Annotated in this window: 8 protein-coding genes and 1 pseudogene; 3 read left to right on the top strand and 6 right to left on the bottom strand. The window is 59.2% G+C overall.

Features of this window, described 5'->3' with window-relative positions:
• Nucleotides 1–2857, bottom strand: a pseudogene (locus tag WBP53_RS01535) (hypothetical protein); the annotation flags it as partial.
• Between the two features lie 435 nt (nucleotides 2858–3292).
• Nucleotides 3293–3784: a DUF3224 domain-containing protein gene (locus WBP53_RS01540; RefSeq protein ID WP_423925233.1), complete on the bottom strand. Its 492-nt coding sequence runs from the start codon at nucleotides 3782–3784 to the stop codon at nucleotides 3293–3295.
• Nucleotides 3785–3883: 99 nt separating this feature from the next.
• Here WBP53_RS01540 and WBP53_RS01545 point away from each other — a divergent pair, with 99 nt between their 5' ends.
• Nucleotides 3884–4717 (top strand): AraC family transcriptional regulator, encoded by an 834-nt coding sequence (locus tag WBP53_RS01545; protein ID WP_423925235.1) that lies wholly within the window; start codon nucleotides 3884–3886, stop codon nucleotides 4715–4717.
• A gap of 174 nt (nucleotides 4718–4891) precedes the next feature.
• Here WBP53_RS01545 and WBP53_RS01550 read toward each other — a convergent pair whose 3' ends face one another.
• Together WBP53_RS01550 and WBP53_RS01555 are read right to left on the bottom strand one after the other, a co-directional pair.
• Nucleotides 4892–5428, bottom strand: a complete 537-nt coding sequence (locus tag WBP53_RS01550) for a superoxide dismutase family protein (protein WP_423925237.1) — start codon at nucleotides 5426–5428, stop codon at nucleotides 4892–4894.
• A 214-nt stretch (nucleotides 5429–5642) separates the two neighbouring features.
• Nucleotides 5643–6443, bottom strand: coding sequence for a carbon-nitrogen hydrolase family protein (locus WBP53_RS01555; RefSeq protein WP_423925239.1), 801 nt, complete (start codon nucleotides 6441–6443; stop codon nucleotides 5643–5645).
• A 552-nt stretch (nucleotides 6444–6995) separates the two neighbouring features.
• Between WBP53_RS01555 and WBP53_RS01560 the strand changes: the two genes are divergently transcribed.
• Nucleotides 6996–7607 carry a hypothetical protein gene (locus tag WBP53_RS01560; protein WP_423925241.1) on the top strand — a complete coding sequence of 204 codons (612 nt, stop codon included), beginning with the start codon at nucleotides 6996–6998 and terminating at the stop codon, nucleotides 7605–7607.
• A 408-nt stretch (nucleotides 7608–8015) separates the two neighbouring features.
• On the opposite strand, the gene WBP53_RS01565 is transcribed toward WBP53_RS01560, so the two are convergent.
• Nucleotides 8016–10730, bottom strand: coding sequence for a hypothetical protein (locus tag WBP53_RS01565; protein ID WP_423925243.1), 2715 nt, complete (start codon nucleotides 10728–10730; stop codon nucleotides 8016–8018).
• 678 nt (nucleotides 10731–11408) lie between these two features.
• Between WBP53_RS01565 and WBP53_RS01570 the strand changes: the two genes are divergently transcribed.
• A complete protein-coding gene (locus WBP53_RS01570) occupies nucleotides 11409–14297 on the top strand; it encodes a WD40/YVTN/BNR-like repeat-containing protein (protein ID WP_423925245.1) in 2889 nt (962 codons plus the stop codon).
• Nucleotides 14298–14513: 216 nt separating this feature from the next.
• On the opposite strand, the gene WBP53_RS01575 is transcribed toward WBP53_RS01570, so the two are convergent.
• Nucleotides 14514–14738: a hypothetical protein gene (locus tag WBP53_RS01575; protein WP_423925247.1), complete on the bottom strand. Its 225-nt coding sequence runs from the start codon at nucleotides 14736–14738 to the stop codon at nucleotides 14514–14516.
• Nucleotides 14739–15168 lie beyond the last annotated feature (430 nt).

A 15168-nucleotide genomic window follows, 5' to 3' on the forward strand; every position in this document is an offset into this window, starting at 1 on the left:
TACTTGACCCGTCCAGCATGCCGCTGCCGTGAGTGACCCAGCACATCTGCTGGAAGGCAACGTCGGGCTGTGCCGAAATGGTCACGCTGTAGTGCGATCCATCGAGCATGGTCGTGGCGAAATCAAAAGTCGTATTCGACGACAACGTGAGGGTGTCACCTCCGTTGTTCTGCACCGAGACACTGGCGCCTGCCGCGAGACCAGAAACGCTGCCACCAATGCTGAACTGGCAGGAATTGCAGACCGGAGTCGACCAGGCACCACGCCCATGGGTGAAGGCAAAGAGCTTCGTTCCGGCCTGGTTGAGCTTCAGGGATTCAACCGGTGTCCGCGCAAACCCGGTGATCTCGACGTTCCAACTGGTGCCCCCATCCATGGACGTGAAAACGCCGAGATCGGTTCCGACGAAAACTTGCTGGGAATCGTTGGGATTCACGACGACCGAGAGTGCCGGAATCTGCGGCATGGCGGTCAGGCCGGCGCCTACGCTCGGCGCCCAGCTGACGCCGCCATCCACTGTCTTGAATACATTGTTGATGCCGAACGCGGACACCGTCGCATACGCAACGTTGATGTTGTTCGGGTCCCAGGCCATCCACGAGATGTTGCCGACTGCGATAAACGTACCACCGGGCCAGGTGCCGGTGTTCGGCGCCGTCAATGCCCCCGCGTTGTAGTGGTAGCACCCGTCGGACATGCCGATCAGCACGCGATTACCATCGAGAGGATGCGTCGCGATCGCCGAAATCGAACCGTTGCCGCAGGTTCCGTTGGCGCCAGTGGCGCGCGTCCAGGCTGTTGCCTGGTTGACGCTGCGCCAGATATCGAAGCCCCCGGTCCAGATCTGCTGGCGATTCCCGTTGTTCATCGTGAACGGTGCGATGAACATGAAACCTGTTCCTGTAATGCCCACGTTTGACGCCACGAACGTGCTGCCGCCGTTGACCGATTTCTGCATCGAGTTTCCGGTAAAGGCCGCGAGCAGGACATCGTTCGCCGCGTTGGCGTCGTTCAAGGTGTCGACGGCTGCGTAGGCACCATCGCCACCCAGCAGAATCGACCAGTTGAGCGAAGGCGAAGTACCGCGTTGCGTGCCGTTGTCCTGCAATCCGCCAAAATAGCTCAGACCATCCGGATAGACCGCACCATCATAAAACTGGGTGGTGACATAACCGTTGTTGAGATCGGTCCAGACAGTGCCACCGGCGACGGGCGCTCCGCATAGTTGGGCAACCGTTGTATTGACCGGTGCACGTGCGTCGTCCGTGCGCTCGATGCCACCGTCGCTGGTCGCAAACAGGATTCGATTGCTGGTGCCGTTGTACTGCGGATGGAACACGAGTCCATGTTGATCGGCGTGGTGGTACTCAGAGTCCACCCCTTTTTCGAACCACCAGTAGCTGGCCGTTCCCCAATCCACACCGGCATTGTCCGAGCGCCACAGGTCGACGCCGCCGGCCCAGACGATATCCGGATTGACCGGATCGACCGCGATGACATTGTCGTACCAGCCCTGGTTGAGAAGCTGCGTACTGCCAAAACCGCACTCGGAAAGCAGTCCGTACACCGGATTGCTCAGCATCAGCTGGTTGATTTTCTGCGCCGTATCGGCAGGTGCCACATTGCCCTGACGTTGGGTAACGAAAGAAGCGGAATCACCATTGACGGAGGAGCGGTAGATGCCATGCAATCCGAATTGCCCGGGGCCTGCACCAGCCGTGCTCTGTGAAGCCATCACATAGACGATGCTCTCATTCGATGGCGCGACCGCGATGGAACTGCGGCCCTGTCCGGGGAGACTCAGCACGCTTGCGAACGTCGACACGTCAGTATCTTCGGCGCGATGGATGGTGCCCTGGAGCGAGCCCCTGCCGCAGGAGACGAACACGTAGCCCGAACCGCCCTGAACCTGCATGGCCATGTCGGTGCAACCGCCCGACGCGCCCGCGCTGATGACCTGGCTCCAGCTGCCGCCGGCGTTGAGCGACCGATACACGCCCGCTCGGGTGGCTGCCCAAATGCGTTGTGTATTGCGTGGGCTGACCAGAATCTTCATCGCATAGTAAAAGTCGGGGGTATTGGTCGACACCAGTTGCGACCAGCTGACGCCTGCATCAATCGACTTGAAGATACCGGCGCCACGAATCGCGTCGCCATTGCCGACGCCCTCGCCAGTACCGGCATAGATCACGCTGGAATTGCCTGGCTCGAACGCCAGCGTGACAACAGCGAGATTGACCATCTGATCAGTCGTGGTTGTCCAGTTTCCTCCACCGTTGATCGATTTCCAGACACCACCAGCAACGCCAGCGGCATACATGATGTTCGGATTTGTCGAATCGATCAGCATCGCGCGCGTGCGCCCACCCTGATTGGTGGGCCCAAGGTTGCTCCAGGCGCCAAGCGCCGTTGCCGGCGCGCCAGCGAACGGATTCACCGATGGATCCTGCGGCCCCGAAATCGACGGGTAGCGTGCTCCCTCGGCGCTGGAGATGCGCGGCATCTTGCGCATCTGCTGCAGTGCCGGAAAATACATTTCAGGGCTGATCGTGCCGATACCCTGCGTCATTGCGCTGCCGCGGGTTCTCAGCGGCCCCGTGCGACTGTTCACGTAGAACTGCTCGGCAAGATCAGGATCGCCAAAGTTGCGTTCCTCGAGATGTTCCAGCTTGCCCTCGAGCTTGGCTTTCTGCGCCGGCGTCAGCGCAACCAGAGGCTTGCCTTGCGTGACGGTGGCATCGGAAGTTGTCTTGCTCGCGCCGGCGGTCGAGGCAGGCACTGTATTGGGCGGAACATCCGCCGCAAACCCGAAACGAAAAACGCAAAGCGCCAATGCGCCTAGGATCAGCTTGTTCAATGTATTCCCCTGGTTGCCAAACTTGCGGGTCACGCTATTTCGTGGCTGGACAGTGAATGCATTCGAGCTTCACTCCGCAAACATGCCTGCCTGGCTACCTGGCGCGGGCGAGAAATTTAGCTTTAAAGCACCCAAAGATTCAACACATATCGCCACGCAACCGATCGGGCGTGTCCGATTCCAGGAAATGGAATGACTGGAGGATAGTCCAGTGCGCCCCGGTTGTTGCCCACAGACACACAGCGGATCGAGACAGGGACATCCAAAGGCCCTCCAGAATCCCGACATGATCCTGCTTCACGACTCTGCGAGTTTCTGCATGCACCCGGACAGCTGCACGAACCATCTGGGGAGCATGTGTGCCGCTGCCGTTTGTGAAAGCCTTCCAGAAAGCGCTTTGCCGCCTGGCGGCCACGCCAACCAGGCAGTCGCTGATCAGGGCAGCGTGTAGTCGAACTCATAGGCGTGCTTGCCATTTTCGATCAGGATGCGCAGCTCTCCCGCGATGCCGGCGAGTTTTTCCGTACCGGAATCCGGGACGACGGTGACACGCCAGTCGCGCGGCACTCCGTCAACCATGACCGCATGGTGCAGCAATACAAAGCTGCCTTGCTGACCTTGAATCGAACCACTGACTTTCTCCAGGGCGACATAGGCACCGGATTTCGATCCGTCGCCGGAGGCAAGCATCTCCCCCGTGGCGCTGCCTTCGATGGCACCGTGATAGCGCTTGTCCAGTGAAATGCGGATAAAGCCAGCCGCTTTGGCGTCCGCATTGTCGGCTTTCTGCGGTGACGTTTTCACGTCGAACGTGCCTTCGGCATGCATTGTCGTAGACTCCTGGGGTTGTGAGGTTGCAGTGGACACGCCGGCCGCCACCAGAACAATGCAGATGAATCCGCCATGCAACACTGGCTTAAAGGACATGATGGTTCCTGGCAGTAGGTGATCAGCCAATTGGACACCGAGGACACTGGCGGTGATTGGAAAAACACGACATCAGATCAGCGTATCGCGGGCAGGGACATGACACGGGAGGTCGGCCCCGCGCGCGGCATCCTGCGAACGGGGGTGGCTTCCGGAAAATTCCATCATGCGCGCATCGCGCCGTGTGAAGCGCTTCGCGAGGTGGTCCAGCATTTCTGGAGCGTGCGCTGGGACCTGCGCGGACATCCCGCGCAGACGCGCGAAACCCTGCCACACCCTAACGTCCACCTGGTCTTCGATGCGCTCGGTGCACGCGTGTATGGCATTCAAGCCGGACGCTTTTCAACGATTCTTGAAGGGCAAGCCGGCGTGTTCGGCGTCAAGTTCAGACCCGGTGGATTTCGCTCATTGCTCGGCCGACCGCTGTCGACGATCCGCAACCGCACGCTGACGGCAGCGGAGATCATGGCTCCTCACGCCCAAGTGCTGGCCAAAATCGATCCCATGGATGATGACGATCTGGGCAAGGCCACGGCAGTGGAATGCATGCTGCTCGGCATGGGTGCTGCTGTCGGAAGCCAGGGCCGGCAAGCTGCATGTATTGTTGACGACATCGCCGACAATCAGGATCTGCTCACCGTTGAGCAACTGACATCGCGCTGGGCAATGACCATCCGCTCGCTGCAGCGGTTGTTCAACGAGCAGGTTGGCGTTTCCCCGAAGTGGGTCATCAATCGGTACAGGATCCACGAGGTCATCGAACGCCTGTCAAAGGGAATACCGACCGACTGGACCCGGCTTGCGCTCGACCTGGGCTACTTCGACCAGGCTCATTTCATACGCGATTTCAAACGCCTGGTTGGCTGCGCACCGGGGGAGTACGCCCGCGGATCCGAAGGCTCTGCGCGATCAGAATCAGCGCTGCGCTCCTGAGGTCCGCCACACGAAACATTGGAAACCTGATCCGGGCTATGAGCTATGAGACGCGAGACTAGCGCACCCCTACCCGACTTCCTCCGTTCTCCCAGCTCTCACCCAGCGGCCCATCGCCTGCTTCCAACGCCGACCCAAGGAATTGTTCGCGTTCACGCTGTTGTGTTGCTGTCGCTATTTGCGCGATGAGATCACGCCGCAGGCGATACGTGGTCCGGAATCGCCAGCCGGTTGCGTTGCATAGTCGTCGGCCTTGCCGTGTACGATCACCGCACGATTGAGAATGCTTTCATGCCCCGTACCAAGGTTGACTCCATCCATGGTGACGTCGACAACAGCAGTTCCCATCGCATTCGCGTCGAGATTTGGAATGTCACCAGCATGATGAGGCATGCTTTTCGGGTGCCCATGTGCATTATCGCCAGGGTTGAAGTGGCCGCCGGCACTCTTTGCCTCCGGCGCACTGCAATCGCCGTTCTCATGCACATGAAAGCCATTGCGACCATTTGGTGCCAGGCCATTGATCGTCCCGGTGATATGGACGCCTTCAGGAGTCGACTTGAATTCCAGCGAGCCACTCACGTTATTGCCATCGATACCCGCGATGCTTGCGCGGGCGTTTGCTTCCGGCGGAGCGGCAAGAGCGTGGCCGCCATCCGACAAGCTGAGCGCGCAGCCCGCAAGAATGATCGAAGCAGTCAGATAGCGCATGGCAATTCTCCGGTGGAAATGAGCACAGGAGTGAAGCTTCACCTATGCAGCTGGAATCAGCGCTGAACCTCGATTCCCTGCGAACGGCTCGCCAGAGTGGACGGAACACACGACGGCTCACAATGACGATACGGATCGTGCAAGGGATGAAGGATGCCGTCATCAGCAAAGAACTGCCCTGACAAACTCTCTACCTCGAATCCGGAGCTACCTATCAAACTGGAACGGTTGGTGCAGCAGCACTCCGCTGATGAAAAACCTCGGCGACCAACAAGTCTTCGTGATTGCCATCGCTGCGACAGATGACTTTGTCGACGGGATGCGTAATTTGTGAACACCCCGATAGCGTCACTACACTCCCCGGCAAATTCAACGTTCCCGCGGCATTGCAATAGACAAAGACGATATCGTTCTCGAACGCACGTGCAGTGCACAGGGAATCAATCAGGTCTATATCCTCTTGCCTGGCAGCCAAGGCGTCCGGCGTTCCTGGTGCATGCAGCGGTACCGACCAGAATGTCGGTGATACAACGAGTTCAACGCCCAATTGGTTCATGGCCGTGAAAATTGGCGGAAAGGCTATGTCCCAGCACACCACCATTCCGACAAGACCAAATCGCGTCGGGAAGACGGAGACGGATGCTCCTGGAGCAATGATCACCTTCTCGGTTTCCCACAGATTTATTTTCCGGTAGATGCCGGCCAAGGTTCCATCGGCCGATATGTAGTGAGCTTGATTGTATAGCGCGATCCCGTCGCCCACCGTCCATGTGCCTGGCACCAGATCGACGCCATAGGTAACGGCCAGCTTTTGCATGTGTGCCAGATACCCTGGCGCTTCCGCGACGAATGCGTTCTGCCCGGCAAGCGGACCGCAGATCGCATCTTCAGGAAATACCACCAGATCCGCTCCACGCTTGGCGGCAGCCTGAATAAACTGTTCCATCTTGGTGATATTGGCCGCCGGATCACCCGGAGTCACCTGCATTTGCGCAATTGCGATTGACAAGTTCATGCGCTGAAATTCCCTTGAATGTGAGCCGGAGAGCGTCGCTTGCTGCCAGATTGGACGTTCTGATGTTGCGCCGCAAGCGGCAGCTTGACCTCATCCTGGTCTGCTGTGTGCGCACCCAGCGCCATGCTTGAACGGCACTGACATCAAGGCCCGCCCGAAACTTCCCTCATCCCTGTTGAATTGTGCATGCCTCCATAGTTCGGCACCGAGTTACGTTCAGAAACCGCCCGCGTGAGCCATTGTCGCCGACCTTGCGATGCCATGGTTTCGCAACTCATGAAGGTCTGCCGCGCCAGTGCTGCGGGACTCTGCAGTGCATCACTGCCAGACATGAACTTCATCTCGGCGCATGCAACGCTCGACAATGATAAAAATGGCCCATGGAATCAACGAGCGTTCTGCGAGCAAGAACCCGAGCATGGGTCACATTCGCTGTTCGCTGCAAATCGTTACCGCTGCTGTTGTCGGAAGTTGCGACGATTCCACCCTCCGCGACGTCGCATGCTCGAGTGATGCGGTCCATCGCAGCGCCTGCGGCAAGGAGAAGCATTGATGAACAAGCACGTTTTGCTGGTTGCTGTAGCTACCTTGGTCCTCGCGATGCCGGGACACGCAACGATCCGGGAAAACTATCCGGCCCTCGAGATGGCCTTTGTGGGGAACCACGCGGTTGAGGGGGTGGCTGGCTCCAGCTTGCGGCAACCGTTCGCGCTGCGCCTGACCGATCCGGACGGACGCCCGCTTCCCGGGTTGACCGTGTACTTCCAGCCCAACTATGTCTTGAACCTCAATCCCGGCGCAGTTCCACCGCTCAGTGCGCATGGCAGCTTTGACGGAGAGCTCGAAGTCGCCGTCGTCACCGACGAAAATGGCATCGCACGATCTCCCGATTTTCAGGTCGGGCAATTTGGTCACGAGCCCATTGCCGGCCTGCCCGACAAGACACCAGAAAACGTGGCCGCGACCCAGGGAGGCTGGGGCTATGCGCCGTTCCACGTCAACATCCCGCATCATGGCCCGGTCGACCCACAAGCACCGGTCGGCGGTGTAGCTTCCACAGCGTTGCCGGTCAGTTCACTCGCCTGGCTCGCATTGCTGATTGCCGCCATTGCCATGACCGCTTTCGTGACGCTGCGCAGGCCGAAGGTTCGCGGCAAGCACTGAATAGGAACACCCGGATTTTCGCAACGACAGCGGCATCCAATCGCTGCCGGGCCGCCTTGATCGCACTATCCACGCGGTAGAATGGGCCTTGCGGGTTCATGGCTCGGCGTCAATCTCGGTCCCGGTGGATTTCGCTCACTGCTTGCGTGCGCCCCCGCGAGCTGCAATCGTGATTCTGAAGGATCTGCATCAGCGGAATCAACGCTGCGAGCCCGGGATCCGCAGCGCAACTCAGCAGGATGTCAATCCGTCTCACTCGACCTGCCATCTCATTCCACGACGCGTTTCCATTGAACACCGCCCTCCAGTGTCTATCCTCGTCTTGCGGCGTTCAGGAACGCAGGAATGATCCAGCGTTCCTCGATTGTCAGCCACTGAAAAGTGCGCTCATGGTGCACCGAATATCCTTCAGGGATTCTCGAACCCGTTCTCAAAGATGGGATCAATCGGTCCATCAGGTAGTGGCCATGCCCAGGCGCCACGTCCACGCGTGAACACTGCAAGCGTCGTGAAACCGCGATCGATGGCCATGTCCCAGATCATGACTCGGGGCATGCCATTTTCGAAGCGGTACCAGACAGGATCAGCGGCGCGGACATCATCGGTGTAGTAAAGCCCCCAGTCAGTACCGGCAAAGACCTGGACCGGGTTTTTCGGGTTCACTGCAATCGTGTTGGTCGGAATATTGGGCAGGTTTCCGCTCACGTTGCGCCAACTGAATGTCGCGCAGTTGTCCACGCAACTCACCTCGTACACATGCCCGGGTGTCGATGGCGTGTTCTCGTCGAACCCACCCAGCACCGCGTAGCCTACAGCGCTAGTGCCCGGGTTGGCCGCATCACCGACATCCACCGTCACATCCATGACCGGCCGATTGGGCAGGACCGCATTGCCGTCAGTCAGATCGACCCAGGACGCCGAATCGGAGACCCCCTGGTTGAGTGCATGACCGAATTGGACGTTGCCATCGTTGGTGCCGACGATGGCAACGCCAGGGTTTTTCGTTGCGTACGCGAGCTGATTGATGAACGAACGGCTGCCCAGCGTATTCTTGGTCAGATTCGGGCTGTTCGGGTACCAGCTCTCGGCAGGAACTGCACCTTCCACTGTCTCCCAGACACGGTTGGTCCCGGCAATCAGGAAAGTACAGCCGATGGCTGACGTGCAACCGCTGCCGGCGACATCAAGCTCGCCATGGCGATAGATCTCGAACGGCATGACGAAACTCAAGGTATCGCCTCCCCAGCCTGTATTTGCCCACTCACCCTGGCTTCCCGGGCCATTCTCGGTAACAACAAGTGAGCCGTTCTGGGAGGAGTAGTACCAGCGCAGCTCATTGATAGGCTCAATGCGCGTATAGATGCCGTCCCCCGGATTGTCTATGGTCCATTGCGCCGCGCCCGGATTCGCATTCGACCAACGCACATAATCGCTGCCATTGTCTTGCGCACCGGCGCTGGCACCGGGAGTGGGCGAGGATGCGAAATTCGCAGTGATATCGCCCGAGTAGAACTCGATCGTGCCGATGGTCTGGTTCAGCGAGATGTAGGTGGGGCGATTGTCCGCGTCCGGTCCGCCCGTGCCAAATTGCGCATTCGCCGTGTAAAAGACACCGCCATCCGTACCGCTCAACACCTGGTTGCTGTCGAAGCCGCCCTTGCCATCAGGCAGGAACGCCTGGGCGTGGTGATCAACGTGGACAAACCCGAGGTCATAACCGCAGGTCATGTCCAGAAAGCTCGAACCTCCATCGTTGGAACGATACATGTCGACCCCGCTGAGCAGGACGTTTTCTGCATTGCCGGGATCCACCGCAAGTGCTGCGTTGTACCACATGTTCCAGCCACCACCGTCTCCTCCGTTGCACCCGCCTGACTGGATATCGGTTTCCGCGGCACGTTGGGTCCAGGTGTCTCCGCCGTCGTCCGTTCGCCAGACGCCAAGGACACTGCTGGTCATTGCGTTTACGCCCATTGCATAGATCGTGTTCGGCTCACTCGGGGCATCCGCCATCTCCAGCCTACCCAGCAACTTGCCGGCGGGGTTGCCATTGCCGGTTCCCGCTGGCCAACCGTTTTCGAGCAAAGTCCAGTCGCCCGTTATCGGGCAACCAGAAGCAGGAAGCATTGCGCGGTATACGCCATTGGCACCGAGCTCTGAAAGATCGGGCTGTACAGCCGTCGGCAATCCTCGGGTACCGATCGCCACGAACATTCTCGCTGCACCTCCGCCCACGTCCTGGATGATCAATCCGGTGACGTCCTGACGCTGATCCAGATGGGTATTGGTGTAACAGGGACCGGTCCAGTCAGCGCCACCATTGTTTGAAACGAAGATTCCCGTCTTGGTGCCCGCGACAATCGTGTCGGGATCGTTGGGGTTGGTCCTGACCTTGCTGATGGCTTGATACTGCGGGAATCCGAGATTGGGCGAGGGCGGATAGATCGGGTTGAAGACATCCTCGCCCAGCACACTCCAGCTCTCACCCCTGTCGATACTCTTGAGGACGCCGACAGAGCCGAACGAAAGCGATCCGTAGCGAAGATCGCCGGTGCCCAGGTAGATCACATCCGGATTGCCCGGATCGATGTATATGTCGCCGATTGCCGCACTCGCGATGGCGCGATCATCAGTCACGTTTTTCCAGGTGGTGTTCGCATCGCAACAATTGGTCGTCTTCCAGAGTCCACCGCCATTTGATCCGGCGTACACCGTATGAAAGCCATCGATATCCGGCCCTCTCGGGTCAACGGCAATGGCGTTTGTTCGCCCTGCCGTCAGTACGTTCTGGAAAAGACGGACTAGCGGCGAAGGGCCCAGAAACGTCCAGCCGTTGGGTTCCAGGGTCAGGGGTGACTGGGCGGAACGCCTGTAGTTCTTCTCGCCGGCTGGAATCGAGGACTGGATTTGTTGATCTGCGAGCCTGGCTTCCTTGTACCAACCCGGACTGAATTGCATGGTCGGGTAGGAAACACGATGGGCCCAGAAATCTCCTTCGACAGGCTTCGCCCAGACTTCACCTTCAACCTGCTCGTCCTTGTAGCCGCCCTGCAGGACGAGAAGTGCGAAAAGCGCAATTCCCACGACACTGAATAGAACAAATGCGTATTTCCAATGCTTCACAGTCGCCTCCCTGATTTCCGCCGTTTGACTCGCTGAAGAAATAGACGTGTACCAGACCCGTTCGCCAAAGGGGCGTCGATGTCTCGGCGTGCCACGGCAAACCAGCGATACGAAACTTGCTGTATTTCTATCTGGACGAAGCGGCGTGCAAAAGCGTCGCAACCGTATGGCCGGAGCACGGGATTTTTTTCGCCGAGCGCACGGCACCCGGAAAGCACCTGCAGGACCTTGTCCGGATGCTTGCTTTCTAATGCAAGACTGCAGGTCAGGCTCGGAACGTAGCGGGCGCCAACCTCGTGGTCCAAGATGAAAGCCCGTTTGTGAGGCGGACCATATGCATACGCGGGATGCTCTCGTCCTCCCAACGCGACGCGACGCGACCAGACGATCGGGAGCTTCGTGCGATTGCATTGCAATGTGTCAGCGGAGCTGATTTTTCATGCGGTTTGCTCTCGCTTCAGCATCTGGTTTTTGTCGGCTGCTGCTCAAGACTGTCCAACACGTTCTGCCACTTCATGGCATCTGGTATTTTTCATATCCCTACACAAACTCCTTGCGCTGCATCTTTGCTGCGATATACGATGGTCGTCGTACACACAGTTACGTAGAACGTGCGTACAGATCTGTTGAGCTCGGCCAGCCCGAGCCCATTCTTCGACGGCCAAAGGAGTGCCAGCCATGAAACGACGCGCAAACACGAAGATTCTCCGGAGTATCACGTTTGCTTTAGCCGCCCTGATCGGATACGCCAGTACAAGTGCCGCCGAGCCCGGGCGGTGGGCATCACTGGGACCATTCGGCGGCACGGTCAATCAAATTGCTACTTATGAAGTGGATCCCGAAGTGATCTACGCCGGTAGCAACGCCGGTCTCTTCAAAAGCAGCGACGGCGGCACCCACTGGCGAGCGCTGGGAGGCGGCCTGCCGCAGACGCTCTACGTTGCCATGCTGAGCGCCAGCACAATCGAACCCGTCGTCTACGCGGGGGGCGGCAGCGCGCTCTATCGGAGTACAAATGCCGGAATGACCTGGACCCTGCTGCCCTTGCCTTTGGCCAGCGGCGAATATGTCCAAGACTTGTCTCTACGTCACGGCAGCTCCGTCGAGCTTGCGATCGCGACGACCGAAGGCATGTACATCTCCACAGACGGAGGAAACACCTGGACCGACCGCACGCCAGATCTGCCGAATGAGTTCTACCTCAACGTGCACTACGCGGCAGACGGCACACTGTTCCTTGGCAAATTTCAGGGAGCCGGCGGAGACCTCGAAACTGCGGCGCTGCTCAAGAGCAGCGACGGGGGACTGAACTGGAACGGGATCCATCCCGAGGATTCCGTGGGCGGAGATCCGCCTCAGCCACTATTCGCCACCAACCAGATCCTTACCTCCAGCTTGAGTGCGCAAAACGTTTTCGTCGCCTTCGGCGGCCAGGTTATTGCAAGCAGCGACGGCGGCTCGCAATGGCAGAAGGTCGCGATTCCATCCAGCGGATTCGGTTGCAGCAATGCTGCGGACGTGGCTACAGACCCCTCTTCGGCGAGCGGGCTTTTCGTGGCTTGTACGCCCAACGGCCTGCACTACAGTGCCGACGTGCTGGCATCGCCGATCAACTGGACAACCTGGGACGAATCCGTTGGACTGGGCGTGCCGGACAGCGATGCGCCTGGAGTACTCGCCTTGTCGCCGCATCCGGGCTTTCCGAGCGTTCCTGCCGTGCTCGCCGGCCTGAATAGCGGGCTGATGCGCACCGTCAACGGCGGCGCAAACTGGGCTAGCAACAACAATGGCTTCGGCTTCGTGTCGACTCGCGCGATCGCCCCCCATCCGCTGGATACCGATGATGCCAGCTCGGTTATCCTTGCCGGCGCAGATTTTGGGCCGCCGCTTTCGAGAACCAACGATGGCGGCACACATTGGTCAAGCCCGCTGGGAAGTTTTGCAGGCAGCACCATTCGGTCGATCGCGATTGATCTGACGACAGTCGACTCGGATTCCGGGACATCCGAAGCATTCACCGTCTACGCGGCCGGGCGCGCTCCGCCCTATCCGCCGGAACTCCAGAACGGAGGAATCTACAAGAGCGTCGATGCCGGTGAATCCTGGACTGCCATCGACAATGGAATCGCCATCGTAGGCGGTGCTCCCAGCATGGGTCAGGTTCGCAATATCGTGCCCGATCCGCATTCGTGTGCGTTGCCGCCCTGCATACCCGGCGCATCGCCATTGCAGACCATCTATGTCGCCGGCAGTGGTCGTTCGGGGACACCGGGCACGCCATACCGATCGGCACGCATCTACAAGAGCACCAACGCTGGCGCGCTGTGGATTCCGTCGGAAACCGGATTGCCGCTGGATGTCGATATCGGACCTCCAGAGCTGGGTGAGGTCGCCGGCGTCTACGTTGTTCCTATGGTCATTGATCCGATGACAACTTCAACCCTCTATGTCGGTACCGCAGTGAACTGGAACTTCGATATGGGTGGTGGCGTTCTTCCGGGCATCGCCAACGGCGTGTTCAAGTCAACCGATGGCGGTGCGAACTGGATTCACTCAAGCAGTGGCTTGCCGCCATGCGAGGGTCCCGGCAGCTCCCAATGCGATGTGCTTGCGCTGGCCATCAACCCGATCAATCCACAGGAGCTCTACGCGGGTTTGCTCAGCTACACGGCGATAGAGGACAAGGCGAGCATCTACAAGTCCATCGACGGCGGCGCCAACTGGACGCTGTCAAAAGATGGCGTGCCCGGCGATTCCGTTCGGGCGCTGGTCTTCGAGGAGGATGGATCTGCCGTTTATGCCGCTATTTCTTCTCGCTTCAACTATCCGGGCGGCGTAATTCGTTCCACCGATGGCGGGGTCCACTGGAACTCCGTGAGCATCGGGCTTTCGATCTCAAGTGCGCTCGCACTGCAAACGCGCCCCCACGCCATGGGCTCAGGCAGCCGACTGCTGGTCGGAACTGAAAGCGGAGTCTGGGACTACACGACAGTCGCAGACGGCGACGCCGATGGCGTACCGGATGCGATCGAGAACGATTTCCTGGGCGGGGACGGCAACGGCGACATGATTCCCGATTCAACGCAGGCGGACGTAGCAACGCTCGATCAATCCGTCGACCCGGACGTGTCGGGCCTGAATTCCGGACCACCGGTCGTAACACTGTCCATCGTCTCTTCCCCCGGCGGCTGTTCCCAGCTCAACGACACCACAGCCGTGGCGGCGCAAACCCTGCCTGCCGACCCGCATGCAACACCAGGCTCCCATGACATCCATGGCCTTGTTCGATTCGCCCTGCCAGATTGCGAATCCGCGGTACTTAGGGTCCGCTTTCATGGCGCAAGTTTTAGCGGAGATGCTGTCTGGCGGAACTACGGACCGCGTATCCCCGGCGATCACTCCAGCACGGATTGGTACTCGTTTGTCAGCGCGACCCTGATCGACAACGAGACATGGGAACTGGCTATCGATGCCAGCGCACAGGGCAACGACCGGCCCGACAGCCGAAACATTCTCTTCATGGGTGGCCCGGCCGACTACCGCATCTTTGCCGATGGCTTCGACTAAATGCCCATTGCCGTGCCGCGCAAGATCCTTTGCGCGGCACGCGCGGGCCAGGGCAAACACGAGGATCCAGACTTCTGGCGACATCGCGCGAAACCCGTCGACGTCTCCCCAAGGGCAGAATGACCTCAGCGTATCAGCGCGCTTCGCGTCACTATCGCCCGCAGCCTTCCAGTCGATCCCGGCACTCCCGGCTTCCATCGCGTCGTGACCTGATGGCTATTGCGCAAGCTCCCTGATCTTGACCAGGCGCATCTGCTCCGCCTTCTTCAGCCCTTCACGAGCTTCCTTGATCACCTGGTGAGCAAGATTGTGGCTGGTGTGATGCCGCTTTGCATCGATAGCGGCATCCAGCCGCTCTTGAGCAGCCCTGATCGCCTTGTCGACGCGGTACAGCGGGCCGTGCGGGTTGGTGGTCAGTGCCGGATCGTAGAGTTTGGCCATGGCTTTTCTTCGTATTCAGGACGGCACGATACCCGGGTTTGCGTCGCTGTGCGCGCGCATGTGTATCCCCTCATTGTCCATCAGCAATGGTTCAATGGACTCGGGAGCGCACGACACATGGCCCGACAACCCTCGGCCAGACCACGGGCCGCTCACCCCTCTCGCAATAGCCATATCACGAGTTGCTTGGCTGGGTCCGACGATTGGAGGCAGTTCGCGGGATATCGACTTCAAGCGGGCCGAGCTGAATCGTTCCATACACGCCTGCACGACCAATCCACTGCGTTCGGAATTGTGCCTGGTGAACTCGCCGTCAACTGCAGTCGACCATGGAATTGTGCGTGCCCCGGATGTAGGTTCTAATCGATCGAGCGGAATGCCGCGCATCGACACATACGAATTGGGAGAATCAATTGGCCGTTTATCGAAT

The organism is Dokdonella sp. (assembly GCF_049593775.1).
Lineage (GTDB): Bacteria > Pseudomonadota > Gammaproteobacteria > Xanthomonadales > Rhodanobacteraceae > Dokdonella.